The organism is Hymenobacter citatus, from assembly GCF_014333615.1.
Classification (GTDB): domain Bacteria; phylum Bacteroidota; class Bacteroidia; order Cytophagales; family Hymenobacteraceae; genus Hymenobacter; species Hymenobacter citatus.
Genome location: NZ_JACSCY010000001.1, coordinates 377885 through 404658, shown reverse-complemented (window position 1 = coordinate 404658; position 26774 = coordinate 377885). Strand labels below are relative to the sequence as shown.

The following is a 26774-nucleotide window of genomic DNA, read 5'->3' as shown; positions in this document are numbered from 1 at the left end:
ACTATGCAAACTCAGAGAATAGATTACACGCAAATCAATGGCTGGGGTGTGGATGCCGATCCGGAAAACGACCCTACCTACCCCATGCAGCACCGCGAGGATGCGCCGCCGCGGGATATATTTTACGACCGACCTCCCCAACAACCGATAACAGTGGAGGTACTCCACTCCATTGAGCGGCCCGATGTGACGGCCGTGTTTGGTGCTACCCTACCACCTACCGGCCTGAGTGGCGTTATTCGGCGCTTCGCTTTCAAGTACAGCGAAAACGAGTACAAGCACTGGCTCCCGCTGATCTTGGCCGACCGCGTGGATGTGGTGGAAGGCGTGTTGAAAGACTTAGCGCACGGACACGTGCCCAATATCTTCGCCGAGAAGGGATACGCCGTGGAATGGAAGTATAACCGCACCGCTTTCGTAACCAAAATGGCCACCATTGTCGCCGTTACGGTTGGTACCATTCTGCTGCTCAACTCTGGCAAAGACAAGAAGAGCAAGCGTAAGTAGAAACCAGAATGTTATAAGCAAAACGTCCCATCAACTCTGGTTGATGGGACGTTTTGCTTATAACGTCAGCAGTAGGCCTACGTCAATATATGCAAGCTTACTGCTTCGTTTAAAAAGTTTGGAAAGACGGTCATGCTGAGCTTGTCGAAGCATTTCGCGTGCTGATGTTGGATACTATCTTTCGTCAGCACGCGAGATGCTTCGGCAAGCTCAGCATGACGGACTTATTTCCTACCCTCCACAATTTTTTCTACAATCTCAGGGTCGAGGAGAGTGGTGGTGTCGCCGAGGTTGCTGGTGTCGCCCTCGGCTACTTTGCGCAGGATGCGGCGCATGATTTTGCCGGAGCGCGTTTTGGGCAGGCCCTCCACAAACTGAATCTTGTCGGGCTTGGCAATGCGGCCGATTTGGGCTACGATGGTTTCGATGATGCTGGCCTCCACGTGCTTGCGGCTGATATCGTCGTCGCAGGCGCCGTCGCGGCAAATCACGTAGGCGTAGATGCCCTGCCCCTTCACATCGTGCGGGTAGCCCACCACTGCCGACTCCACTACGGTGTTGTTCTGGTTGATGGCATTTTCGATTTCAGCGGTGCCGAAGCGGTGGCCCGATACGTTAATCACATCATCCACGCGGCCCTGGATACGGTAGAGGCCGTCGGGCTCGCGCCGGGCGCCGTCGCCAGTGAAGTAGTAGCCCGGATACACGCCAAAGTAGGTCTGCTTGGCGCGCTCATGGTCGCCGTAGGTGGTGCGGATGATGCCCGGCCAGGGGTACTTGATGGCGAGGTAGCCTTCCACATCGTTGCCCTCAATCTCTTGCCCTTCCTGGTTGAGCAGCACCGGCTGCACGCCCGGCAGGGGTAGGCCCGCGCGAGCCGGCACGCTGGGCGTAATATTCGCCAGCGCTGAAATCATGATGCCGCCGGTTTCGGTCTGCCACCACGTATCCACGATGGGGCAGCGGCCCTTGCCGATGTGCGTGTGGTACCAGTGCCAGGCTTCCTCGTTGATGGGCTCGCCCACCGAGCCCAGCACCCGCAGCGAGTCCAGGGAGTAGGCCAGCACGTGGTTGATGTCGTGGGCCATGAGCGAGCGGATGGCTGTGGGCGAGGTGTAGAACACGTTCACGCCGTGCTTGTCAATCACCTCCCAGTAGCGGCCGGGGCTGGGGTAGGTCGGTACGCCCTCAAACATGAGGGTAGTAGCCCCCGACAGCAGCGGGCCGTAGAGCAGGTAGGTGTGGCCCGTCACCCAGCCAATATCGGCCGAGCACCAGTACACATCGTTTTCTTCCACTTGAAATACATTGCGGAACGTGTAATCGGCCCACACCATGTAGCCGGCGGTGGTGTGCACCACGCCCTTGGGCTTGCCGGTGCTGCCCGAGGTGTAGAGGATGAACAGCATGTCCTCGGCGTCCATTTCCTCGGCGGGGCAGGTTTTTTCCACTTCCTGCACCTCGTCGTGGTACCACACGTCGCGGCCGTCTTTCATGTGCACGGGCCAGCCCAGGTGCTCCACCACAATTACGCCGCGCACGGAGGGGCAGTGTTCCAGGGCCTCGTCCACCACGCGCTTCACCGGAATCTGCTTGGCGCCGCGCTCCAGGCCGTCGGCCGTGATGACTACGGTGGCCTGGGCGTCGTTCACGCGGTCGGCAATGGCATTGGCCGAGAAGCCAGCGAAGATAACCGAGTGCACCGCCCCGATGCGGGCGCAGGCCAGCACGGCAATAGCCAGCTGCGGAATCATGGGCATGTAGAGGCACACCCTGTCCCCCTTCTCTACCCCGTTGTTGTGCAGCACGTTGGCAAAGCGGCACACCTCCTGGTGCAGCTCGCGGTAGGTGTAGCGAATCTGGCGGGTTTTGGGGTCGTTGGGCTCCCAGATGAGGGCCAGCTTGTTGCCGCGCGTCGCCAGGTGGCGGTCGAGGCAGTTCTCGGTGATGTTGAGCTTGGCGCCTTCAAACCACTTGTTGTGGCCTTCTACCAGGTCGGCCGTCAACACAGTATCCCACTTGCGGCGCCAGGTGAAGGGCTCGGCCACATCGGCCCAGAACTGCTCGGGGTTTTCTACGCTGCGGCGGTAGGCGTACTGGTACTCTTCGGTGGTCCGGATGCGGGGATGGTCGGTGGGCATGGGGAAGGAATTATGAATTAGAAAGTATGAATTAGGAATTGGGAGTGGGGTGGTTTTATACCGTCATGCTGAGCGTAGCGGAGCGAAGTCGAAGCATCTCGCGTGCTGATGTCAGATAGCAATTTTAAAATAAAATTACCGGGAGCACGCGAGATGCTTCGACTTCGCTCCGCTGCGCTCAGCATGACGGCCAAGAGGCCAAAAACCAGCTGGCAACAGCCGTAAACTACGAAAAACACGCGGCCAAAGGCTATGCGGCCAGCAGCGCCTGCACTTGCTCCATCAGCTGGCGGGTGCTGAAGGGCTTGGGTACGTAGAGGTCGGCGCCGGCGGCGTAGCCCTTCTGCACGTCGTCCTCCCGGCTTTTGGCCGACAGGAAAATGACCTTGGTTTGCTGCCGGTCGGGGCGCTGCTTCACGTGCTGACACACCTGGTAGCCATCCACGTCGGGCATCATGATATCCAGCAGAATCAAGTCGAAGGGGGTGCGGTCAACGGCCTCCAGGGCCTCGGTGCCGTTGCGGGCAATGCTGACTTGGTAGCCGTTTTTTCGCATCAGAAATTCCAGGGACATCACAATGTTCGGTTCATCATCGACCAGTAAAATGTGGGCTTCTTTCATAGCCAAACGAGTTTCAATAGCGGCGGGTAGTACAAATTAGGTGGTAGGCTGTGGCTGCTGTTGCGGGTGCAGCGGTAGGGTCAGGGAGAAGCTGGCGCCCTGGTTCGGGGCGCTTTCCACCCACATGTGCCCCTGGTGCAGCTCCACAATATTGCGGCTGATTGCCAGGCCCAGCCCCGAGCCCTCGGGCTTGCGCATGGTTTGGTGCTGGGCCTGGTAAAACTTATCAAAAATCAGGTGATGGTAGGCCGGGTCGATGCCCTTACCGTTGTCGGTGACGCGCAGCAGCAGCTGCCCGGCGCGGGCTTCGGCCCCTACCCAAATACGGCCGGAGCCATCGGCAAGGCAGGCTTTCACGGCGTTGGAAAGCAGGTTGACGAGCACCTGCATCAGCCGGTCGCGGTCGGCGGGTAGGGCTGGTAAGTCGGGCGCTACGGCTACTGTCAGCTGAATGCGGCGGGCCTGCGCCAATTGCTCCACAGCTTCGGCGGCTTCCGCTACCAGTTCCCCTACCATTACCGGCTCGCGCACCAGCGTGGCCTTGCCCGACTCGTACTTTTCCAGATCCAGTACCAGCGTAATCAGCCGGCTCAGGCGCTCCGATTCCTTGGTGATGGTGTGTAGGAAACGTAGCCGCTCTTCCTCGTCCAGTTCGGGGTTATCAGAAAGAATTTCCGACAAAGCCCGAATGCTGGTGAGCGGGGTGCGCAACTCGTGCGTCACGGTGTAGAGAAATTCATCTTTGCGCTCATCCAGGGCTTGCAGCTGCTCGTAGGCCAACTGCAAATCGGTGGTGAGGCGCTGCAACTCCTGCTGCTGGCGGCGCAGCTGGCGGTTGGCGGCCAGCAATTGTTGACTTTCGCGCAGAATCCCTACCACGTTATCAAACCGCAGCTCCTCTACCCCGATGGCCGAGGAAAGCAGCAGGCGCGCCGAGGCCGGGCCGATGCTACCGGCCAGTAGCTTTTCGGCGTAGGCCAGCAGGCGCGGGTCGGCATCGGCGGGGGCAATGGGCTCGGGGGGTAGGGCATCAGGGAAGCGCGTGGCGAAGGCCTGCAACGCCTGCGCGGTGCGCTTCTTGCCCAAGAAACCGCGCAGCAGCGCCCGCACCGATAGCACCGGAGCGACGCCGCGCCACTCGGCGCTGGCGGCCGGCCGGGGCCGGAAGGCGTCCACAAACTCCTCGGCCTGGCGCAGCTCCAGCCCCGTAGGCACCCGCCCCAGCACCGACACGCCCACGTACAGCCCCACGTTGCAGAACCAGCTCCAGAACAAGCCGTGCGACAGATAATCGAGGCCGGTGAGGCCAAACAGCGCAAACGGCCGCAGGGCCCCTACCCCAAACAGGCCGTGGTCCATAATGGAGGCCGGCAACAAGCCGGGCGCAATCATAGTAGGCATCACCAACGTAAAAAACCACACCGCAAAGCCGCCCAGGATGCCCGCCATGGCACCACGGCTGGTACCGCCCTTCCAGTACAGCCCCCCTATCACCACTGGCACAAACTGCGCCACCGCCGCAAACGACACCAGCCCGATGTTCACCAACGACAGCAAATGCCCCACCGTGGCGTAGTAGCCGTAGGCCAGTAGCAGCACCAGCACCACCGCCAGCCGGCGGCTCTGCAGCGCCACCTGCCCCAAATACGCAAACCACCGCGCCGACTCGCCCCGGGCGGCCGGCACGCGCACCAGCAGCGGCATCAGCAAGTGGTTGCTCATCATCACGCTCAGGGCAATGGTTTCCACGATAATCATGCTGCTGGCCGCCGACAGCCCGCCCAGATACACCAGCAGCGCCAGCCAGCGGTGCCCCGCGCCCAGGGGTAGGGCCAGCACAAAAGTGTCGGCATCCAGTTGGGTGCCGTAGCGCAGCACGCCCCCAAAGGCAATGGGCAGCACAAATACGTTGATGATGATAAGGTAGAGCGGAAACAGCCACATGGCTTTGCGCAGGTGGTCCTCGTTCACGTTCTCCACCACCGACACCTGAAACTGCCGTGGCAGCAGCAGCACGGCCGCCATGCCCAGCAGCAGCAGCGTGAGCCACTGCGCCCCGCCAATGCCAGTGCCGTGCAGCGTAAAGAGCTTTTGCAGCGCCGGCACCGCAGCGGCCCGGTCAAATACATCGGCAAAGCCGTCGAACAGCCCGTAGGTGACCAGCAGGCCAGCCGCCAAAAAGGCCACCAGCTTCACCAGGCTTTCCAGGGCCACAGCCAGCACCATGCCCTCGTGGCGCTCCGTGGCCTCCACCGAGCGCACGCCGAAAATGATGGTGAAGAACGCCAGTACGCCGGTGGTAATTAGGGCGGTGTTATCGTCCAGCCCGCCTAGGTTAGCCCCGCCGGCCATCACCTCAAACGAGGTAGCAATAGCCTTGATTTGCAAGGATATATACGGTATAACGCCCAGCACGCACACCACCGTAGCCAGGGCACCCAGGGCGGCGCTTTTGCCGTAGCGGGCCGAGATGAAGTCGGCAATGGAGGTGAGGCGCTGGGTACGGCAGATGCGGATAATCTTGCGCAGCACCAGCCACCACGCCGGCGCCAACAGGGTAGGGCCCAGATAGATACCTACAAACTCCAGCCCAAAATGCGCGGCCCTACCCACCGAGCCGTAGTAGGTCCAGGCGGTGCAGTACACGGCCATGCTTAGGGCGTACACGTAGGGGTTGCTCACCAGGCTCCGCCGCGCCGCCGAGCGTCGCTCCGCCGCGTAGGCCACCCCGAACAGCAACGCCAGGTAGCCAAAGGAAAAGCCGATGAGCAGGAGTTTGGACAAGGTGGTGAAGTGGTGAGGTGGTGAGATGGTGAGTGGTGAGATGGTGAGTTAAAAAAGCGTGTCATCCTGAGTGCAGCGAAGGACCTTCTCACGCTAGCGCGACATACATAACAACGACACTTCCTACCGTGAGAAGGTCCTTCGCTGCACTCAGGATGACACACTTTTTTAACTCACAACTTCACAAATTCACTACTTCACTACTTCCGAACGAGCCAGCCCGTGAGGAGCACGATGCTGAGCCAGAGTAGTAGTAGGTAGAGGTAGAGCACCGGGATGCCTCCTACCCTACCCTCGTGGTCGAAGACGGCCAGCAGGGGAAAGTTCAGCAGCACGGCAAACAAGCTGCTCACGAACAGCAGCCGCTGCCCCCGCCGCTGCTCCGCTGCTTCGGATGAGTCGGGCATGGGTTGATTAGTGAACTGAAATTGTAACGCGAAGCTCTGCTTCACGACTGCGAGAACGAGAGTGTTGGGTGAGACGGCGCTCATGGCCGCGAAGCAGAGCTTCGCGTTACAAACTCCACAAAAAAGTCCGCCGACCCAGCGGCCCGACGGACTTTTTGCATTGACTCGAAAGTCACTTGGTCATTCCGTCACTCCCGCACTCACGCGCCAGCGTCGTCCATCAGGCGCACGTTGCGGATGTCTTTCATGTAGATCATGCCCACAATAAAGCAAATCAACGCTACCGTGATGGGGTAGATCAGGCCCAGCAAACTGCTGTGTTCCTTAGCAAAGGTGCCTATCGGCTGGGCGGCAGCCCACACCCCAATGGAGGTAGCCACCAGCGGCACGAAGCCGCCGAAGATGCCGTTGCCAATATGGTAGGGCACCGACAAGGAAGTGTAGCGCACTTTCGTTGGGAACAGTTCCACGAGGTAGGCGGCAATGGGTCCGTACACCATCGTCACGAACAGCACCAGGCAGAAAATCAGGGCCGTCATGGCGGGGATGTTGGGCGTGAGGGCCTTCATCACAGCGGGCACAGCCTTGCCGGCGGCGTCTACGGTGGCGGGCGTAATTTCGGTGAGCGGACCGGCAAAGGCCTTCACACCGTAGAACAGCGGGGCGGTAAACAGGGCTCCGCAAATCATACCCGTCATGATGATGCGCTTGCGGCCGATGCGGTCCGAAAGCGACCCAAAATACACGAACAACGGCGTGGCCAGCAGCATCGACACTACCATGATAATGCTCGAATCCACGATATCGAGTTTAAGAACCGAATTCATGAAGGTGAACACCTGAAACTGGCTGGTGTAGAAAATCACGCCCTGGCCCATGGTTACGCCGAACAGCGCGATGAGTACCAAACGACGGTTTACGGGGTTCATAAACGAGTCGCGCAGAGGGCTTTTGCTGGTGGTGCCAGTAGCCTTGGCCTTGGCAAACAGCGGCGACTCGTGCAGCTTGCGGCGGATGTAGTACGAGGCAATTACCAGGAAGCCCGACAGCAGGAACGGAATGCGCCAGCCCCACTCTTTGAACGCGTCTTCGCCCACAATCTTGCGGGTAATCAGCAGCACCGAAATGCTCAGAATGAGGCCGCCAGTGGCCGTAATTTGGATGAAGCTGGTGTAGTAGCCGCGCTTTTTGTCGGGGGCGTACTCGGCCACGTAGGTGGTGGCGCCGCCGTACTCGCCGCCCAGGGCCAGACCCTGCAACAAGCGCAAAATCACGACGATAACGGGCGCGGCAATGCCGATGGTGTCGTAGCTGGGAATAAGGCCGGTGATAAAGGTAGCCCCGCCCATAATCAGCAGCGTGACCAAGAACGTGTACTTGCGCCCGATCATGTCACCCAGCCGGCCGAAGAACATAGCGCCAAACGGCCGCACCACAAAGCCCGCCCCAAACACGGCCAGGGCGCCCAGCAGCGTGTCTTCAATCTTACCCGCCTGCCCAAATAGCACTGGCCCAATAATGGCCGCCAGCGAGCCAAAAATGTAAAAATCGTACCACTCGATAACCGTCCCTACTGAGGAGGCTGTAATCACTTGCCAGATGGTACTGGTAGAGACGTTGTTGTTGTCGTGCGCGAGGGGCGCGTCGGCCACCTTGCCGTAACCGGGATTGATGCTTTGTTCCATTGAAAACGGGGAATTTTAGTGGAAAATTAAAGCGGTGAAGGCGCGGCGGTCAGGCCGTAGCTCTCCTGTTTCAAACCGAATTTCAGCTATAACCAGCTGATCATCAGATTAAATAAGCGGTAAGCGGGTAGCCGATGAAGCGGCCGGTAAGCGCGGAGGGGGAAACGGGTTATGTAGTACTTGTCATTTCGACCAGCGGGAGAAATCCCGCGTGGTCGTACCTGTCATGCTGAGCTTGTCGAAGCATCTCTGCCGTGCGTAATTTCTGATGATTGCAACGAAGCGGTAGAGATGCTTCGACTCCGCTCAGCATGACGTTCTTAGTAGGCTGAAATGCCTAACCTTGCTACAAGAAAATCTGCGTTTGCAGGGTGATTTCCGGCTTGTAGTCGAGCCGGTTGAAGTTGCCTGTGGTGGGCACGTAGCCTTCAAAGTCAGGGCGGGCGCGGTAGTTGAGCGTTACTTTCGCGTTGTGGCCATCCAGCAGCACGTTCACGCCGGCATCGTACACATTCACGGCTTTGGTGTCGCCGTTGGCGTAGTGTAGCCCTTCGTAGTCGCTGTGCAGGTAGGCCACGTAGGGTTGCAGGCGAGCCTTGGGTCCCAGCAGCTTTTGCGGCAGCAGGTAGCCTACCTGCCCGTAGAAGGAATTGCCCGTACCCGACTGTGGCACCGCGTTGCCGCGGGTGGGCGCCGCACCATACCCGGGGTTTTCAGGCCCAATGAAGCGGACGTGGTTGGGGCCCATGTTATAGTTGTAGTACACACCATACAGGGTTAGGGCCGTACGCGAGGCTGTATCCAGGGGCACATCATAGAAAGCATCAACCCCGAACATAGCTATATCATGCTTGCGCGTTGGGATGTTAGCAAACTGGTCGGCGGTAGAGGGTAGCGAGGTGTATGTGACGCGACTATCGGTGCCGCGCGAGTACATGGCATCCTTATTATACAGGAAGCCCGCCCCTATGCTGAACACCCGCTTGGTGCCCAAGTAGGTACCCGTGAAGTAGGGCAGCAGGTTGGCCTCCGGCTCCAGGAAATTGTAACTCACGTAGCCTTGGTACACATGCGAGGTGTTTTGCGGGCTATAGGTAGCAATGCCGGTGCCGGTGTTCACAGTGGTGGTAGTGGTTACCCCACCCACTGTGGTTGAACTAGTATTGGTGATGACACCCAGGCCCAGCGGAGTGCTGGTTTGGTTCGTCAGGAACGGGTCGCTGACCGAGAAGCGGTAGTCGAGCTTGCCAACGCGGCCTTTCGCATACACGCCCAGCCACCGGGCAAACTGGTCAGTGGCCTCAATAGTTGGGAAGTTGGTCAGCGGCAGATCCATCGGCAGAATGCTGGTTGTGCTGGCGCTGGTTATCCGCGAGATGCCGTTGAGGTAATGAAGGCCACCTCCCAGGCTCAGGTACTTATTCACCTTGTACTCGGTCACGGCCTCATGAATGAAGAACTGAGGCTTTTTGCCGTCGGTTGTTGGAGTGAGGCCCCCTCCCACCGCATTCTGGTTGTTGATGCCCATGTGCGTGTAAATCACGAAACGCGGGTTCAGTTGGGCCAGAATGACGAGACGGGAGCGACGCAGACCGAAATCAACCTGCCCTTTCTGCGTTTTGCCCGGTGCCCGCAGGGTTCCTGCATTATTTTCGGTGTAACGAGTGTAGACCTGGTGCCAGGTCAGGAAGCGGATGTACTTCGAGCCATCGGGGGAAAGATTCACCTTCAGGCCAGCACCGTAGGGGGCCGACTTAGCAGGTGCCGGCGGGGCGGGGGGCGGCGTGGGTGCGGCGGGCGGCGGGGCCTGACCACCGGCAGGAGGAGGTTGTACTTGAGCTGAGGCCGCGGCAGCAGTCAGCAAAGCACCAGTAAGCAATGCGTAGCGAGAGGGGCGCATAGGGGTGGGATGGGGTGAGGGTAGAGCTACAAGCAGTTTGCCTGGCTCCTATCAGCAGATCAATCTGACACAACTAAATAGCAAAACCCTCCTATTGAATCCGCCGCAGTGCTGTCGTTCTGCTAACCCTATAGCTCTACCCTTGCTTAAACCGCTCCCACCGTATCATCATGTACTTATCGCCCAGTTCCGTGACTACCAGGCCGGCTCCCTGCACGTTGGCCGGATTCTGAAAAAACTCTGCTAATTCCTTTTGATTGAGAATTTTGTAGGTAGGATGATAGTCCGTTTGGCGGGGGGCTTTCACGCCGTATTTCTTCACCCAGTTCATTACACTCACGTGACTCACGCCCAGCAGACGCTCAATTTCACGGTAGCTCACGCCCTCAATATACAGTTGCAGCGCTTTGATGACGTAGTAAGAATTTATCTCCTTCCCTACCTTGGCTACGGTGTAGTGGTAGCCGCAGTTTTTACATTTAAACCGCTGCCGGCCATCAATTACGCCGCTTTTGGTGGCTTCGGGAGAATTGCACTTGGGGCAAACGGGGGCTGACATTGGCGTTGCTGAAGAGGTAAGCTATAGTTATTTAGTAAAGATATAGTATTTTAGCAAGTATTAGATGACATCACGGGATAAACAGCTTGTTTGTGAAGAAAATACGCGGGGCGCGCCGGCATGTTCGGAACATTGATAGCCTACAATCTACCCCAGCAGTACTACCTGCTGAAGCCATAACGGACTATCATTACTATGTCGAAAAACTAGGCCTGGGGCCCTGGCACTGGCATTATTTCCGGGAAGGGCGTCAACCACCCCAACGGATACGGCAGATGGCAGTAGCGCACCTACTCAACACCTTTTTCGATTGGGAAAAGCAGACACAGGCACGAGCCCACGAATATTACCTAACCATCTGGCTGGTTGCGCCAGACTTTGCGCACAATTCGCAGGTAGTGTGGGGCAGACGCGAGCGAGTAACATGGTATCAGGATATGGATGATGAACCGGTAGTCGATGGGCCACCCCTACCCCTAGAGTATCAACAACTACCGGGTGCCGAGCGCCTTATTTGGCAGCCCCACCGCTGGGAAGAGTTGATAGCAGAGGACGACCACCCACTAGGCTGGCCTGCATGGGCATTAAAGCGCTTTCACCATTTCTATACGACAGAAGAGGGGGCACGCTACCTGGTGGTGCAAACGGGTTGGCGCTGGGCAGGGCGAAGACCAGCAACGACTATATACTAAAAAGCTACCCTTCCGAGCCTGGCTAGCGTACAACGAGGTAGTTCCCATCAAATGCCCTTGCTCATGACTTCCTCCGACTCCACCTCTGACGTATCGCAGCTCATCCGTTACTCACTTACCATCGACAACCTGAGCGATGAGCAAGCCGTGGGCCGCGCCCGCGCTGCCCTCACGGCCCTCACCCTCATTGTCGACCAGATTGAAGCGGGCACGCCGGGCCGGGCCGAGGTAGCCACCGTCCACGCCGAAACACCCGGCACGGACGATATTCGTTTGGCTCTGCGCGAAGAAGGCTTTGAGCTGCTGGATATATCCCGACAGGTAGGGTAGCCCCCACGTATTTATGCAACCGGCGCCGGAGGCTGTTTCGGAAATTGGAGCGTGAATGTTGAGCCTTGGCCCAACACGCTGTGTACCGTTAGCTTGATATCTAACAGTGCGCAGGCTTTGGCCACAATGGAGAGCCCCAAGCCGGTGCCGCCTATTTTGCGGTGCGCCAGCGCATCGGAACGGTAGAGCGGGTCAAAAATCCGGTCTAGTTCCTCCGGTCGGATGCCTACCCCCTGATCCTGAATGGCACACGTGAGCTGCCTCGCCACGCAGCCCAGGCGCACCACAATGGCGGTGTCGGCCAATGAATACTTTACGGCATTGCTCAGCAGATTGTCCAGAATCAGGTCCAGCAGGTAGGGGTCGGTCACGATGGGGGCGGCGTGGTTGTCCTGCACATCCACCCGGATGTTGCGGGCGTGCAGGTCGGTGCGCAGGCGGTACAGCACATCGTGCAGGGCTGCCGGCAGCGCAATTTCCTGCCGGTTCAAGCTTTTGGCGTGGTTCTCGAACCGGGCCAGCAGCAGCAGCTGATCTACCAGGTGCGTCAGCCGGTCAATTTCCAGAATGCCCAGCGAAATGCTGGTCACGTACTCGTCGGGGCGACGGGGCTTGCGAATGAGCACTTCCAGCGTGCCCCGCAGCACGGCCAGGGGCGTGCGCAGCTCGTGCGAAGCATCGGCGGTGAACTGCTTTTCGCGCTCCACCGCCTGCTCTACGCGGTGCAGCAGGCCGTTGATGGCCGTGGCCAGCGTGTGCAGCTCGTCGGGGCGCGGGGGTAGGGCAATGCGCTCGGCTAAGTTGCTCTGCGTGATGCGGTTGGTGGTAGCCGTTATCTGCACCACCGGCGCTATGCTGCGCCCGGCCAGCAGGCGCGCACTGCTAAACAGCCCCAGCAGCACCACCGGAAACGAGAGCAGCAACGCGGTTTCCAGGCTACTCAACACGTGCTGAGCAGCCTCCAAGGAAATGGCAGCCAGCAGATAGCCCACTGTGCTGCCGGCCTCCACAATAGGCACCTGAATCTGCCGGATGGCCTTGCCGCGCAGCACAAAGTTCAGCGGCGCCCGGCCGTCGTGCGTGGCATCGAACACCAGCTGATCGGCCTTGAGGTTGGGCGAGCGGTCCAGCAGCCGCCCGCCAGGGTCGTTTATCTGAATGAACACCGGGTCGACTTCCACTTCCTGATGCTCGCGCTCCTCCCACTCGCCCCGGTGCGTAAACGTGATGCCGGTGCGGGCAATACTCAGCTCCTGCCGGTGCTTGGCCACCTCAAAACGCAAATTGGCGTCCAGATCGGTATAGACCCGGTGCCGCACCACCCCAAACACCACCAGGTACGCCGCTGCCACCAGCGCCGCCGTCACCAGCACATAGTGCAGCGCAATCCGGTTTTTGAAGGGTAGCGGCATGGCGGTGAAATGGTGAGGTTGTGAAATTGTGAGTTTTATGTTCTGTCATCCTGAGCTTGCGAAGGACCTTCTCACGTGAGAACGAGTCGTTGTTACGCCTGTCGTTCAAGTGTGATAAGGTCCTTCGCTGCGCTTAAGATAACGCCCGTATCAACGACTCGTTCTCACGTGAGAACGAGTCGTTGATACGAATATCGTGCTGACGTGAGAAGGTCCTTCGCAAGCTCAGGATGACAGACGTATTTTCACTCACCACTCACCACTCACCATTTCACCATCTCACTACTCACCATCTCACTACTCACCATCTCACCTCCCGTCGCGGGCTATGTAGCCGATGCCCCGGATGGTTTGCAGATAGTCCTCTTCTTTGCTGATTTTCAGCTTTTTGCGTAGCGAATTGATATACACGTCAATTACGCCGGTGTTGTATTCGAAGTGAATATCCCACACGTTTTCGATGATGCTTTGGCGGCGGCATACCTTGTCTTTGTGGCGCAGCAAGTACTCAAGCAGGGCAAACTCTTTCTGCGTGAGGGCAATTTCCTCTCCGTTTTTGTGCACCTGGTGGGTGGTTACGTTCAGCACGATGCTGCCTACCGAGTAGCACTCGGCTACCTCGTTGGCCGGCGGCCGCAGCTGCACCCGGATGCGTTCCAGCAGCTCCTCGAAATGGAACGGCTTTTTGATGTAGTCGTTGGCGCCGGCCTGCAAGCCCGCAATGGTGTCCTGCACGGTGTCTTTGGCCGTCAGGAAAATCACGGGGGTAGGGATATGCTGGGCGCGCAGCTGCCGACACACTTCCAGGCCCGTGAGGCCGGGCAGCATCCAGTCGATCAGCAGCAAATCGTGGGTGCCGGCCAGTGCTTGCGCCAGGCCGGCCGTGCCGGTGTCGGCCACATCTACGGTGTAGGCTTCTTCCTCCAGCCCCTGCCGCAGAAACCGGGCAATGCCGGGCTCGTCCTCGATCAGCAATAGATGGTGCATGGCAGTTGGATGGAATGAGATGAGGGCAGCTATATCCGTGTTGGTTCTAACGCAGGGGTAGACCATTTGATACCCGGAAGCTCCGCAGAAGGCGCTTCTTAAGCAATTCTTAACGGCTTTTTAAGTGAATCCTAAGATTTACTCCCGTTACAGGACTACCCGCCGGGCAGCGCGCTACGCCAGCCGGCGGGCGGTTCCCTGTCCTATTCTCCTACCCTTCTCTTTCTCATGAAGAACTACCTACTGGCCACTGCGGCCGCCCTGCTTACGCTACTAGCCGCCCCGCACGCCGAGGCCCAGCGCCGCTCCAACGCGCAGAACACCACGCCCCTACCCACCACCAACAACAACGCCACCGCGCCCAACACCACCCCTACCCCGCCTGGCGCCACCAACGGCAAGCTCGACTACCGCAACCCCGCCGCCGACGCTCTGATTCCGGCCGAAGCCGACAAGCGTCAACCCATTACCGACGACCTGGAGGCCACCGTGGTGGAGCTACTGGAGCTGTACCATGATTCCAAGCAAAGCCACTGGAATCTGCGCGGTCCGCTCTACCTTTCCCTGCACGAGCAATTGCAGGAAAATGCCGACGCCTACCTGAAATACACTGATATTTTGGCCGAGCGCGTGCTGGAAGTGGGCCACCCCATCGACGGCCGCACCGGCGTGGTAGCCGCCACCGCCAACCTCGACGGCTACCCCAGCGGCTACCTCTCCGACCAGCAGGTGCTGATCCTCATGACGGAACGCCTCAACACTGTGGCCAAGCGCGTCCGTCAGCGCATCGAGCACCTGGGCAAAGTAGACGAAACCACCTCCAACCTGTTGCAGGAGCTGAGCTATACGCTTGATAAGCACGTGTGGAAGTTCCGGGTGATGATGCAGTAAGGGGCTATTCTGCCAATAGAACGGCGTAGAGACGCATCGTTACGTCTCTACACCGTTCTATAAATAGACCCGGGCGCGCAATTCTTAAAATCAACTTAAGAATGGTGCGCCCGGGTCTATTTATAGAATGTTGTGCGTTCAAATATCGTATCCTTACTCTCTCGCATTTTCGCCTCACGTTTCCTGACCATGCGTACGCTTGTTCTCTCCCTGCTGCTGTTTCTGACCACTTGGGCCGCCGCGGCTCAGGCCCCTACCCCCCTCGCCTGGCACTCCGACCTTTCGGCCGCGCTGCAACAAGCCAAAGCGGCCAACAAGCCCGTGTTGGTCGTTTTTTCGGGCTCCGACTGGTGCAAGCCCTGCATTATGCTGAAGCAGGAAGTGTTTGATCAGCCGGAATTCACGCGCTACGCCCAGGACAAGCTGGTGCTGGCTCGCTTCGACTTTCCGAGGAGCCGCAAAAACAAGCTGCCGGCCGCCCAAACGCAGCTCAACGAGCAGGCCGCCGCGCGGCTCAACCAGGAGGGCGCGTTTCCGTTGGTAGTGCTGCTCTCGCCCGAAGGCAAGGTGCTGGCCAAAACCGGCTACCGCGCCGGTGGCCCCGCCGCCTACGATGCCTACCTCTCCCAACTTCTGGCCCAACACTAAGCCGCGTGCGCCTCGCCTCCCGCCCCTGCGCCCTACCCAACGTATTTCGGCTGCTGGCTGTGCTGCTGTGCTTGCTGGCCGGCCGTGCCGCCGTGGCTCAAGCGCCCGCGCCTACCTCGCGCAACTTCACCCGCTCGGCCCACCTCATGGGCTCGCACTTCACGTTCACCGCCGTTTCGTCGGATGACTCGCTGGCGTGGCGGGCCGTGCGGGCGGGCATTCGGGAGGCGCAGCGCATCGACCGGCTTTGCTCCTACTGGGACTCCACTTCGCAGATCACGCAGATCAACCGCGCCGCCGGCCTGCACCCGGTGGTGGTAGCCCAGGAGGTGTACGACCTGATTGCGCGCACGCTCAAGCTCTCGGCCCTCAGCGACGGCGCCTTTGACATCACCTTTGCCGGGGGCGAGAAAATCTACAAGTTCGACCGGCAGGAGCACGCCGCCCTACCCGACTCGGCCACGGTGCGCGCCTCCGTGCGCCGCATCAACTACCGCAAGGTCCTCCTCGACCCGGCCCAACATTCCGTGATGCTGCAAGACAAGGGCATGCGCCTGAACCTAGCCGGCATTCTGCAAGGCTACGGTGTGCGCCGCGCCCAGGCCCTGATGCGGCAAATGGGCATCCAAGGTGGCCTCATCAACGGTTCCGGCGACGTGTCGTGCTGGGGCAAGCAGGCCGATGGCTCGCTGTGGCGCATTGCCATCGGCGACCCGGCCTTCCCGCAGTCGGTGTCGTCGTGGCTCACGGTGACGGACGTGGCCGTAGTAACGGCCGGCAACTACGAGCAGTATTTCACGGTGGGCGGGCGCTACTACGGCCACATCATCGACCCACATACGGGCTACCCGGCCACGGGCCTGCGCTCGGTCACCATCATTTGCCCCGATGTAGAGCTGGCCGACGGGCTGGATGAGGTAGTGTTCGTGAAAGGCCCTGAGGCCGGCCTGGCCTTTATCAACCGCTTGCAAAACGTGGACTGCGCCCTGATTACCAACGACGGCCGCACGCTCACGTCCAAGCGCCTGCAAACCAATTATTACTCCACTCAGCCATCGGCGCCTACCGCCGCCCGCCCATGAAAGCACTTGCCTCTTATACCACCCCGCTTCGCCTGGCACTGGCTGCTCTCCTACTCAGCAGTGGCCTGAGCAGTTGCGTATCGGTGGCGGCCTACCAGAAAATGTACCTCAACGACGAGGACATGAAGCTCGCCAACAAGCGCGTGGAGGTCTACGAAACCAACTTCGAGAGCTACCGCGAGGGCGCCGGCGGCGCCAACGGCGGCAAGGTAGGCGGCGGCTGCGGGTGTAATTAAAGAGGCGTATCATTTAAGCTGTTTGAAGCGCCGCAGTTACTGCACTCGCTCGGCTGCGCCGAGTGAGGACTATGCTTGAGGGGCTCTGCCCCGAATCCGGCCGCGCCGCTTGCACAAACCATACGCCGGGCAGACGCGCGCAGCAGAGCTGCTGGAGCGTAGACCTCACTCGGCACAGCCGAGCGAGTGCGAGCGGTGTCATACTTCATAATTCATAAACAAAGAATGCGTGTTTTTTACGTGTCGCTGACGGTTGTTTCGCTGACCTTGCTTCCTACCCTGCTGTGGGCGCAGGCTACCCCTACCCCCAACCGGGTAGATGGCTACGGGGCGCCCAGCCCGGCCCCCAGCCCGCCTAACCCCAGCAACCACGGCGAAACGGAGGTGAACATTCTGATGAGCTACTACGAGCAGGATGGCAACCACGGCGCCGTGCAGGGCGGCATCGGCACGCAGAAGCTCACCGACCTCACACCCACTATCATCCTGAACGTGCCGCTGGACTCGGCCACGCGCGTGTCGGCCAACCTGGGGGTAGATTACTACGCTTCGGCATCCACCGACCGCATCGACCAGGTGCTGTCCTCGCCCTCGTCGCACGATGCCCGCTACCACCTCGACCTGGGCTACTCGCGCCAGTTGGCGGACAAGCGGACTATCGTTGGCTTTGGCGGGGGCGCGTCCAAGGAGTACGACTACCGCTCGGTGAACATTACCGGCTCGTGGGCGCACAGCTCGCGCAACGGCAACCGTGAGTTGAGCGTGGCGGCGCAGGCCTTCTTCGACCGGGCTACCCTCATCCGGCCCGCTGAGCTACGCGTGGGCGGGGGCCAGGAGCACGGCTCGGGCTTCGACTCGCGCCAGAGCTACAACCTCAATATTGTGTATTCCCAGGTGCTCACGCGGCGCCTGCAACTGGCCGTCAGCACCGAGCTGGTAGCCCAGCGCGGCCTGCTCAGCACGCCGTTTCATCGGGTGTACTTCCGCGAAACGGGCGGCGCCCTGGGCACGGCCCGCACCGAGCTGCTACCCCGCCAACGCTACAAATACCCTGTGGGCCTGCGCCTGACCTACTACGCCACCGACCTGGTGCAGGTGCGTGGCTTCTACCGCTTCTACAACGACAATTTCGGCATTACGGCCCACACGCTGGAAGTGGAAACCCCGGTGAAGCTGACGCCGTTCTTCGTGCTGTACCCGTTTTACCGCTTCCACACCCAAACGGCCGCTAAGTACTTCGCGCCCTACCTCGCGCACTCCATCACCGACACCTACTACACCTCCGACTACGACCTGGCCGATTTCTCGGCCAACAAGGTAGGGCTGGGGCTGCGCTACTCGCCGGTGTACGGTATCGGGCGGTTCAAAACGCCGTTTGGGCGCGGCGTTACCAAGTTCAAGGCCCTGGACCTGCGCTACGCCTACTACCGCCAGACCACCGGCCTCACGGCCAACATCATCAGCGCCGATTTGTCGTTTACGATGCCGTAGATGGTAGCTGTTGGTTAGAGGCGGTAAGCACTTGGAACATTCTGACTCCCTTTTTCCTCTACCCAATGCCTACTACCACGCCGCATCCCGAGCAGCACCTGACCAGCTCCGCTATTCTGCAAGACGTCGTGATTGGCCTTTCCGATGGCCTGACGGTGCCCTTTGCGCTGGCGGCCGGCCTCAGTGGGGCCGTGCAGTCGTCCAGCCTGATTATTACGGCTGGCCTGGCCGAAATTGTGGCCGGTTCCATTGCTATGGGCCTGGGTGGCTACCTAGCTGGCCGCACCGAAATAGAGCACTACGCCGCCGAGCGCGCCCGCGAGCAGCGCGAAGTGCAGGAAGTACCCGACGTGGAGCGGGCTGAGGTAGACGAGCTGCTGGCCGCCATGGGCCTCTCAGCCCCTACCCGCGCAGCAGCCGTGCGCGAGCTGACCGCCAACCCTACGCTATGGGTTGATTTCATGATGAAGTACGAGCTGGGCCTCGAAAAACCCGACCCGCAGCAGGCCCCCAAAAGCGCCTTTACCATCAGCCTGGCCTACGCCGTGGGCGGGCTGATACCCTTGAGCGCCTACTTTGTGACTCCTACTCCCGCCCTGGGCCTGTTGTGGTCGGCGGGGCTGACGCTAGTTTGCCTGTTGCTGTTTGGCTATTTCAAAAGCCGGCTTACGGGTCAGCCGCCCGTATGGGGCGCCTTCAAAATGGCGGGTACCGGGGCGTTGGCCGCCGCGGCAGCCTTTCTGGTAGCGCGGCAGTTTAGCGGCAGCTGATGCCTCGTAACGCCTTTGAACAGAAAGCTTCCTACCTTGCAACAGTTGCTGAATGCGCCTAGTACCGCGCAACTCAGCTTCAAGCTCAACCGTTGTAGGCACATGAACCTGAACCACATCGTGTACATCAGCCGGGCCGTGCGTCCGCTCACCGACCAGGATTTGCACGAACTCCTGGAGCAATGCCGCCGTGATAATAGCAAAAACCACATCACGGGCATTCTTTTTTACAGCCACGGCAACATTGCCCAACTCTTTGAGGGTGAGCCAGAAATAACGGAAGCCCTTTTCGAGCGCATCAAGCGCGATGGGCGCCATTCGCACGTGCAAAAGCTGATAGATAAACCGATTGATGTGCGGAGCTTTCCGGAGTGGCACATGGCCTTTCATCCGCTGGAGAGTGTCGGATTCTCGCAGCTACAGGGCTTTCTGATGCCCGACCGGGTGCCCGCCCCACCCGATACGCTCACCATTGCCGATGCCATGCTAATCGAGTTGGTTCGCCTGGCCGTTTTTGGGCCGTCTACCGAGCCAGCTTTCCCATCGCTTCCTGGGCCTACTTCCGCATAGCTGAACCTTTACGGCTCTATTCTGCTTATTCGATATACCTTTTCTGCTTTCCGCCACTCTACCCTGTCCTTTTTATGCGTGAACAACACCTTCACGCCCTTCTGCATCACTTGCCCGCCGGCGTTGCTACCTTACAGGGTCCCGACCTGCGATATGGGTATTTAAACAAAGCGATGCAGGAGTTGCTGGGCACTGATGTGGCAGAAGGCCAGTGTGTGGCCGATCATCCCGGCGTACTTCCCTCTGATTTGGTGGATGTACTCCAACAGGTATACCACACGGGTATTCCGTACGTAGCCAAGGCCTGCTCCCTACCCCTACCCCCCCAAGATGGGAAGGAGTCCGTATCGCGCTGCTACGATCTGGTGCTGGAGCCCGTGCGCGATGATGCACAAGAGATTACCGGCCTGGTGCTGTTTGCCGTGGATGTGACGCAGCAAGAGGAGGCCCGGCAGCGGGCCCACACGCTGGCCATGGAAACCCGCCGCCTCGATGCCCGCCTGCGCGTGCTGACGGAAACCGTGCCTCAAATCACGTTTTCGCTCGACGCCGAGGGTTTGTATGAATACGTGAGTCCGCAGTGGTACTACTTCACCGGCCAGCCCCCCACGGCCGATCTGAATGCCATCTGGCCCCTGCTCATCCACCCCGACGACCGACTGCGGGTGCTCTACCAGGGCGATGCCGCCCGCAAGGCCGGCACCGGCTGGAGCTACGAGTACCGCCTGCGTCGCCACGACGGCCAGTACCGCTGGATGCTGAGTCGCGCCCTACCTGAGCTGCACGCCCCCGACCGGCCCGTGTTCTGGCACGGCGCCCTCACGGAGGTGCACGACCAACGCGAGCTGTCCGATGCCCTGCGCCGAGGTGAGGCCGAGCTGCGCTTCCTGGCCGACAGCATTCCAGAGCTGATCTGGACAGCCACGGCTGAGGGCTTCATTGATTACTACAACCACTACACCGGCGAGTACTCGGGCCTGACCAAAGAAGAACTGGGCCCTACCGGCTGGGTGAACCTGCTGGAACCGCGCAAGCAGGCTGAAGCGGCCCGCCAGTGGGTGAAAAGCGTGGCCATGGGCGAGCCGTTTGAAGGCTTGTTTCGGATGCGTCGGCACGACGGGCAATATCGGTGGCACATCATCCGGGCGCGGCAATTGGCCGATGAGCGCGGCCCGCGCTGGTTTGGCGCCTGCACCGACGTAGACGACCAGCACCGCCTCCGCGAGGTGCTGCAAGTGCAGTACGACGAGCTGGCCCGCACCAACCGCGACCTGGACACCTTCGTCTACACCGCCTCCCACGACCTCAAGCAGCCACTATTTAACCTGCGCGGCTTGTTTGAGGAGCTGCGCCGTAGTGCCACCTTCGACGACCCCGAGGAGGAACAACTCCTCTCGATGGTAGACGACTCGTTGCGCCAGCTCGACAGCACCTTGCAGGAACTGGCAGCCACCGTGCAGGACCAGCGGGGCCTCTCGGCGCCGGTGGAGCAACTAGACTTGCGCCATATTGCCGATGAAGTGCTGCTGGGTTTGCGCGCGCAGATTCAGGCCTCCGATGCCACTGTTCAGGTGGAGGTAGCCGATGCCCCTACTCTACTCTATGGCCGGGCCAACCTACGCTCGATTCTGCACAACCTGCTTAGCAACGCGCTCAAGTTTGCGCACCCCGAGCGCCCGCCGGTCATTACGCTGCGTAGCTACCTGTCTGCTAATAAGCAACCGGTGCTGATGGTGCAGGACAACGGCTTGGGACTGACTATTCCTAAGACTCCGACTACCGCGTTCCAGCCATTCGTTCGGCAGCATCCGCAAGTGGGCGGGTCTGGGGTAGGACTATATCTGGTGCAACGCATTCTTGCTTCTCGCGGCGGCCATCTGGAGGTATCTAGCTCTATTGGCGAAGGCACCACCTTTACTTTGCACTGGTTTGAAGAAGCCTGACTTTCTGTGTGGCGCCGTTTCCTACCCCCGCGCCCATGTATGAGCTGTACCTATTTGTGGCAGGCGACTCGCCAAAGTCGGCGCGGGCGCTGGCCAACATTCAGCAGATAGCAGCCCGCCACCTGGCTGGCCAGTATACGCTGGAGGTGATTGATGTGCAGCAGCATCCCGAGCAAGCGCAGCAGGCAGGCCTTATTGGTGTGCCAATGCTGCTCAAAAAAAGCCCCGGCCTAGTACGCCGCCTAGTAGGCGACCTATCAGACCAGGAACGTGTGCTTAAAGCTTTGGGTATAACTTAGCTACCAATCAAGTAGCTGCTAGTTACGCACCGCTATTAACAACCCTAGCTCCTTGTAGCGCATATTAAAGCGTTTGGCAATGGTAGCATTCGTGAGGGAGCCCCGGTAGATGTACACACCCGAACGAAAATGCTCGTTGGTGAACAGTACTTCATTGATACCGCCGTTCTGACTGATTTCCTGCATGATAGGCGTAAAAATATTGCTCAGTGCATTGGTAGCCGTCCGCGGCACCCGCGAAGCAATATTGGGTACGCAGTAGTGAATTACATCGTACTTGCGGAACACCGGCTTGTTGTGCGTGGTCACCTCCGAGGTTTCGAAACAGCCGCCCTGGTCAATGCTCACATCAATCACCACCGAGCCGGGCGCCATCGTGGCAATCATGCTCTCGGGCACCATAAACGGCACGCGGCCATCTTCGGCATTAAGGGCGCCAATCACCACATCGGCCCGGCGGATTTGCTGGCTGAGAGCAAACGTATCGAGGGTGCTGGTGTAGAGCTGCGTGCCCAGGTTTTCTTTCAGGCGGCGCAGCTTATAGAGATGGTTGTCAAACACTTTCACCTCGGCACCCAAACCCGTAGCGGCGCGGGCGGCGTACTCAGCCACCGTGCCAGCGCCCAAAATCACCACCTGCGACGGCGGCACGCCCGTGATACCGCCCAGAATCACGCCCTTGCCCTCGTTGGAGCGGGCCAGATACTCGGCCGCCACCAGCATCACGGTGGAGCCTGCTATTTCGGACATGGCCCGCACCACCGGCCGCGCCCCCGAGGGGTCTTTGATCAGCTCGAAGCTGATGGCGTTGATTTTCTTGCGCAGCAGCGCCGTGATGTATTCCGCTGTTAATGAGCCGAATTGCAGGGCCGAAATCAGTGTCTGGCCATGGCGCATCAGCTCCACTTCCTCCAGGGTAGGCGGTGCTACTTTCAGCACGATATCGGCCTCGTAGACTTCCTTGGGCGAGTAAGCAATGGTGCCGCCCGCTTCGGAGTAGTCGTGGTCGGAGTACTTGCTAGGCTCGCCGGCACCGCTCTCAATTACTACCTCGTGGCCGCCCTCTACCAGGTGCTTCACCGCCTCGGGCGTGAGGCAAATGCGGTTTTCCTGCAACGACGATTCCTTCGGCAGCCCAATAAACAGCTTGCGGCGGCGGGTTTCGATGGCCAGCATCGATTCCTGCGTGAAGTAGGCGCGGCTCGCAGCCAACGACTCAAATCCGGGGGGAACGGCTTCGGGCATTTGTTTTCAATTAAAAATCAAGAATTAAGAGTTAAAAATTCGCTTGCTGCCCGTCCGTACTCATTCTTTTAAATGGTAGTAGGCTGCTTTGATTTTTTAATTCCTAATTTTTAATTCTCGGGAGGAGGGTCCGGTAACGGTGAGGGTAAGGAGAAGATGATCCGGCGGCAGCAGGTCAGCTATGCGGCTGGGCCATTCTATCAGGCAAAGATAACCCGAATCAAAGTATTCCTGTGCACCCATCTGTGCAGCTTCCTGCGGGTCGTTGAGGCGATAGAAATCGAAGTGGTAGATGGGGCGGTTTTGCGCGTCGCGGTATTCATTGACCAGCGAGAAGGTAGGCGAGCTGATTTCGTCCGCTGGCACGCCCATGCTTTCGCATAATGCCTTAATAAATGTGGTTTTACCTGCCCCCATTTCCCCCTCAAAACACAGCACGGTAGCGGTACCCAGATGAGCACGCAATGCAGCAGCGGCTTCGGGTAGAGCCGCCAACGAGGGAATAGCAACGGTTAGATCTTGCGCCATAGCATGAAGTAAAGCGGTGCAAGTTCCGAAAGTTTTGCCGGAGTAGGAATGCCGAAAGAATTCATTGACGATTAGTTTGTTGTAGCTTTCTACCTCCTCCACACCACACCTACTGATGCGCAAACCCTATGCCCTGCTCCTGCTGCTGCTACCCGTGCTGGCCTGCTCGCACCTACCCACCAGCACCACCACCCACACCTACTACCCCGGCCGGGGCAACGCCTGGAAAACCCGCCAGCCCGAGCAAGTAGGCCTGAACGCCACCCGACTCGCGGAGGCTGTTGACTTCGCCAAAAGCCAGGAAACTACCCAGATTGCCCCCGATTTCAGCAACCAAGCCGAAATCTTTGGGACGCCACTGGGGCCGTTGCCGCCCGGCCGCGCCGCCACCAACGGCCTGATTCTGCGCCACGGCTACATCGTGGCCGAGTGGGGCGATACCCAGCGCCCCGACCCTACCTACAGCGTGGCCAAGAGTATGCTCTCCACGGTGCTGGGCATCACTTTGGATAGAGGCATGATCAAGGACATCCACGACCCGGTGGCGCAGTACGTGACCGATGGCGGCTACGCTTCGGCGCACAACCAGCCCATCACCTGGGAGCAGCACGCCCGCCAGACCAGCGAGTGGGAAGGCGAGCTGTGGGGCAAAAACGCCGATTTTGTCGGGCACGAGGCCTTTGGCAAGGGCGAGCGGAAGCCCCGCACGCTGCAAGCGCCCGGTACCTATTGGGAGTACAACGACGTGCGCATCAACCGCTTCTCGCTTTCCCTGCTCACGCTCTGGCAAAAGCCCCTACCCCAGGTGGTGAAGGAGCAGATCATGGCCCCCATCGGTGCCTCGGAAACCTGGCAGTATCTGCCCTACTTCAACTCAATGGCGATGATTAACGGCCGGCCCCTACCCTCGGTGAGTGGCGGCACGCGCTGGGGTGCGGGCCTCTGGATCAGCGCCCGCGACGAGGCCAGGTTCGGTTACCTGCTGCTGCGCCAGGGCCAATGGGGCACCCGCCAGATCGTGTCGCGCGACTGGGTGCGGCAGGCCACCACCCGCGGCCCCATTGGCCCCGACTACGGCTACCTCTGGTGGCTGAACACTGAGCAAAAAGCCTGGCCCCACGCCCCGGCCACGAGCTTCGCGGCCCTGGGTGCAGGCTCCAACACCATCTGGATTGACCCTGAGCACGATATGGTGATTGTGTGGCGCTGGCACAATGGAAACCCTGATGAGCTGATTAAGCGGGTGCTGGCGGCGGTGGAGGAGTGAGTTGACGGTTTCTGATTTGAGTTTATTTGTCATCCTAACGAAGGAAGGACCTTATCACGTGTGAACGAGTCGTAGCATACTTGTCGTTCGCACGTGATAAGGTCCTTCCTTCGTTAGGATGACAGGCTTGGTTCAGATATTCCAGTTAACTCACAACTACTTGCATCGTACCTTAGCGGGCAGTTACCCTATCACCCTCAACGACCTGCAAATGCAAGTTTCTCGCATGGCTGGCAGCCTCATCGGCTCCGAAATCATCAAAATCGGCAACGAAGTAAACGATATGATTCGCAAGGGGGAGCAGATTTGCAACCTCACCATTGGCGACTTCACGCCCAGCATCTTCCCGATTCCGGAGCAGCTGCGCGACAATATTACGGCTGCCTATGCGGCCGGGCACACCAACTACCCGCCCGCCAACGGCACCCTGGACTTGCGCACCGCCGCCGCCGACTTCCTGCGTCAGCGCCTGAGCCTCGCTTACTCGCCCAACGACTTGCTGGTGGCTGGCGGCTCGCGGCCGCTTATCTACGCCACTTACCTGGCCCTGGTAGACCCCGGCGACAAAGTAGTATTCCCTACTCCTTCCTGGAACAACAACCACTACTGCCACCTCTCCGGTGCCGAAGCCGTGATGGTGGAAACCCTGCCCGAAAACAACTTTATGCCCACGGCCGCCGAGCTGGCCCCACACCTGCCGGGCGCTACCCTGCTGGCGCTGTGCTCCCCGCTGAACCCCACGGGCACCATGTTCACCCGCCAAGGGCTGCTGGAAATCTGCGACTTGGTAGTGGCCGAAAACCAGCGTCGCCAGCCCGGCGAGAAGCCTCTCTACCTGCTCTACGACCAAATTTACTGGATGCTGACCTTCGGCGACGCCCAGCACTTCGACCCCGTGAGCCTGCGTCCCGAGCTGCGCGATTACACCATCTACATTGATGGTATCTCGAAGTGCTTGGCCGCTACCGGCGTACGTGTAGGCTACGCATTTGGGCCGGCCGTAGTGATTGATAAGATGAAGGCCATTCTGGGCCACGTGGGTGCCTGGGCCCCCAAAGCCGAGCAGATGGCTACTGCTGCCTACCTCGCCAACGACGCAGCTGTCGATGCATTCATTCCCACGTTCAAAACCAAGCTCCAACAAAGCCTAACAACGTTGTACGACGGCTTGCAGAACCTGAAAGCGCAGGGCTACCCCGTGGATGCCATTGTGCCGATGGGCGCCATCTACCTCACGGCCAAGCTCGATGTGCTGGGTAAAACCACACCGGCCGGGCAGCAGCTCACCACTACCAAAGAGCTAACGTCCTACCTTATTAGCGAGGCGCGGTTGGCGCTGGTGCCGTTCAGCGCATTTGGGACCAGCGATACCGCACCGTGGTTCCGTATGTCGGTGGGCGGGGCGTCGTTGGAGTCGATTGAGGCGGCGCTGCCCCGGTTGCAGGCAGCCCTGGATGCACTGCAATAGAGGTACTTCTGTTGTTGCTTCGGCCCGATGTGGAGCCGGCTATTGTTGCAGCAATAACCGGCTCCACATCGGGCCGATTTCGTTTTGGTGTGAATCTGCTGTATTATAGAGGTAAATTATGCTTCTATTAATAAAAATCATGCGCTAATTGTATGATTTTACTTTTTAATAGCATATTCTTGCAATTAGGTTCATATAAGAGTTGGTCAGCATCTGCTGATTTGCCTTCTTCCATGAGCCGTGTTGCACTGCCCTCCGCCCTACCTACTTATTGCAATATCCGTGTTTTATCTTACTACCCGAACATCTT

At 59.4% G+C, this 26774-nt stretch carries 25 protein-coding genes; 14 read left to right on the top strand and 11 right to left on the bottom strand.

Translation table 11 applies throughout. The features are described 5' to 3' along the window. Positions 1-3: 3 nt before the first annotated feature. The gene (locus tag H8B15_RS01660) at positions 4-507 is read left to right on the top strand and encodes a hypothetical protein (protein WP_187317911.1); all 504 of its coding nucleotides are present in this window, start codon (positions 4-6) and stop codon (positions 505-507) included. Positions 508-731: 224 nt separating this feature from the next. Here the strand turns inward: H8B15_RS01660 and acs are convergent, their stop codons facing one another. The 7 genes from acs to H8B15_RS01625 all read right to left on the bottom strand — a co-directional run bounded on the left by acs (position 732) and on the right by H8B15_RS01625 (position 10605). Next, positions 732-2648, bottom strand: coding sequence for an acetate--CoA ligase (gene acs, locus H8B15_RS01655; RefSeq protein ID WP_187317910.1), 1917 nt, complete (start codon positions 2646-2648; stop codon positions 732-734). Between the two features lie 250 nt (positions 2649-2898). Next, complete coding sequence (locus H8B15_RS01650; protein WP_187317909.1) at positions 2899-3270, bottom strand: response regulator transcription factor; 372 nt, start codon at positions 3268-3270, stop codon at positions 2899-2901. A gap of 36 nt (positions 3271-3306) precedes the next feature. Further along, on the bottom strand, positions 3307-6054 hold the full coding sequence (locus tag H8B15_RS01645) for a sensor histidine kinase (RefSeq protein WP_187317908.1): 2748 nt from the start codon (positions 6052-6054) through the stop codon (positions 3307-3309). 200 nt (positions 6055-6254) lie between these two features. Beyond that, positions 6255-6461: a hypothetical protein gene (locus H8B15_RS01640; protein ID WP_187317907.1), complete on the bottom strand. Its 207-nt coding sequence runs from the start codon at positions 6459-6461 to the stop codon at positions 6255-6257. 200 nt (positions 6462-6661) lie between these two features. Then, positions 6662-8146, bottom strand: coding sequence for an MFS transporter (locus tag H8B15_RS01635; RefSeq protein ID WP_187317906.1), 1485 nt, complete (start codon positions 8144-8146; stop codon positions 6662-6664). 346 nt (positions 8147-8492) lie between these two features. Next, positions 8493-10046 (bottom strand): hypothetical protein, encoded by a 1554-nt coding sequence (locus H8B15_RS01630; RefSeq protein WP_246455265.1) that lies wholly within the window; start codon positions 10044-10046, stop codon positions 8493-8495. A gap of 136 nt (positions 10047-10182) precedes the next feature. Further along, the gene (locus H8B15_RS01625) at positions 10183-10605 is read right to left on the bottom strand and encodes an IS1/IS1595 family N-terminal zinc-binding domain-containing protein (RefSeq protein WP_187317905.1); all 423 of its coding nucleotides are present in this window, start codon (positions 10603-10605) and stop codon (positions 10183-10185) included. A gap of 275 nt (positions 10606-10880) precedes the next feature. Here H8B15_RS01625 and H8B15_RS01620 point away from each other — a divergent pair, with 275 nt between their 5' ends. Next, on the top strand, positions 10881-11297 hold the full coding sequence (locus tag H8B15_RS01620) for a hypothetical protein (protein WP_187317904.1): 417 nt from the start codon (positions 10881-10883) through the stop codon (positions 11295-11297). Positions 11298-11360: 63 nt separating this feature from the next. After that, positions 11361-11627: a hypothetical protein gene (locus H8B15_RS01615; RefSeq protein ID WP_187317903.1), complete on the top strand. Its 267-nt coding sequence runs from the start codon at positions 11361-11363 to the stop codon at positions 11625-11627. Positions 11628-11638: 11 nt separating this feature from the next. Here the strand turns inward: H8B15_RS01615 and H8B15_RS01610 are convergent, their stop codons facing one another. Together H8B15_RS01610 and H8B15_RS01605 are read right to left on the bottom strand one after the other, a co-directional pair. Beyond that, on the bottom strand, positions 11639-13039 hold the full coding sequence (locus H8B15_RS01610) for a sensor histidine kinase (RefSeq protein ID WP_187317902.1): 1401 nt from the start codon (positions 13037-13039) through the stop codon (positions 11639-11641). A gap of 309 nt (positions 13040-13348) precedes the next feature. Next, positions 13349-14026 (bottom strand): response regulator transcription factor, encoded by a 678-nt coding sequence (locus H8B15_RS01605; RefSeq protein WP_187317901.1) that lies wholly within the window; start codon positions 14024-14026, stop codon positions 13349-13351. Between the two features lie 228 nt (positions 14027-14254). Between H8B15_RS01605 and H8B15_RS01600 the strand changes: the two genes are divergently transcribed. The 9 genes from H8B15_RS01600 (at position 14255) to H8B15_RS01560 (ending at position 21956) form a co-directional block, all read left to right on the top strand. Beyond that, the gene (locus tag H8B15_RS01600) at positions 14255-14917 is read left to right on the top strand and encodes a Dps family protein (protein WP_187317900.1); all 663 of its coding nucleotides are present in this window, start codon (positions 14255-14257) and stop codon (positions 14915-14917) included. 189 nt (positions 14918-15106) lie between these two features. Continuing rightward, positions 15107-15565, top strand: coding sequence for a thioredoxin family protein (locus H8B15_RS01595; protein WP_187317899.1), 459 nt, complete (start codon positions 15107-15109; stop codon positions 15563-15565). Positions 15566-15570: 5 nt separating this feature from the next. After that, positions 15571-16647 (top strand): FAD:protein FMN transferase, encoded by a 1077-nt coding sequence (locus H8B15_RS01590; RefSeq protein WP_187317898.1) that lies wholly within the window; start codon positions 15571-15573, stop codon positions 16645-16647. Beyond that, a complete protein-coding gene (locus H8B15_RS01585) occupies positions 16644-16883 on the top strand; it encodes a DUF4266 domain-containing protein (protein ID WP_187317897.1) in 240 nt (79 codons plus the stop codon). The genes H8B15_RS01590 and H8B15_RS01585 overlap by 4 nt, the downstream gene beginning before the upstream one ends. Positions 16884-17108: 225 nt before the next feature. After that, on the top strand, positions 17109-18374 hold the full coding sequence (locus tag H8B15_RS01580) for a DUF3570 domain-containing protein (protein ID WP_187317896.1): 1266 nt from the start codon (positions 17109-17111) through the stop codon (positions 18372-18374). A gap of 65 nt (positions 18375-18439) precedes the next feature. Continuing rightward, positions 18440-19144 (top strand): VIT1/CCC1 transporter family protein, encoded by a 705-nt coding sequence (locus H8B15_RS01575; RefSeq protein ID WP_187317895.1) that lies wholly within the window; start codon positions 18440-18442, stop codon positions 19142-19144. A 15-nt stretch (positions 19145-19159) separates the two neighbouring features. After that, positions 19160-19714 carry a BLUF domain-containing protein gene (locus H8B15_RS01570; RefSeq protein ID WP_187317894.1) on the top strand — a complete coding sequence of 185 codons (555 nt, stop codon included), beginning with the start codon at positions 19160-19162 and terminating at the stop codon, positions 19712-19714. A gap of 74 nt (positions 19715-19788) precedes the next feature. Beyond that, positions 19789-21657 carry a PAS domain-containing sensor histidine kinase gene (locus tag H8B15_RS01565; protein ID WP_187317893.1) on the top strand — a complete coding sequence of 623 codons (1869 nt, stop codon included), beginning with the start codon at positions 19789-19791 and terminating at the stop codon, positions 21655-21657. A gap of 8 nt (positions 21658-21665) precedes the next feature. Then, positions 21666-21956 (top strand): circadian clock KaiB family protein, encoded by a 291-nt coding sequence (locus H8B15_RS01560; RefSeq protein WP_343069122.1) that lies wholly within the window; start codon positions 21666-21668, stop codon positions 21954-21956. Between the two features lie 18 nt (positions 21957-21974). On the opposite strand, the gene H8B15_RS01555 is transcribed toward H8B15_RS01560, so the two are convergent. Together H8B15_RS01555 and tsaE are read right to left on the bottom strand one after the other, a co-directional pair. Next, a complete protein-coding gene (locus tag H8B15_RS01555) occupies positions 21975-23201 on the bottom strand; it encodes an alanine dehydrogenase (RefSeq protein ID WP_187317892.1) in 1227 nt (408 codons plus the stop codon). A 96-nt stretch (positions 23202-23297) separates the two neighbouring features. Further along, entirely contained in the window at positions 23298-23729 is a 432-nt protein-coding gene (gene tsaE / locus H8B15_RS01550) for a tRNA (adenosine(37)-N6)-threonylcarbamoyltransferase complex ATPase subunit type 1 TsaE (protein WP_187317891.1), read from the bottom strand. A 115-nt stretch (positions 23730-23844) separates the two neighbouring features. On the opposite strand from tsaE, the gene H8B15_RS01545 reads away from it, so the two are divergent. Beyond that, positions 23845-24996 carry a serine hydrolase domain-containing protein gene (locus H8B15_RS01545; RefSeq protein WP_187317890.1) on the top strand — a complete coding sequence of 384 codons (1152 nt, stop codon included), beginning with the start codon at positions 23845-23847 and terminating at the stop codon, positions 24994-24996. A 160-nt stretch (positions 24997-25156) separates the two neighbouring features. Beyond that, positions 25157-26464, top strand: a complete 1308-nt coding sequence (locus H8B15_RS01540; protein ID WP_246455264.1) for a pyridoxal phosphate-dependent aminotransferase — start codon at positions 25157-25159, stop codon at positions 26462-26464. The last annotated feature ends 310 nt before the right edge of the window (positions 26465-26774 follow it).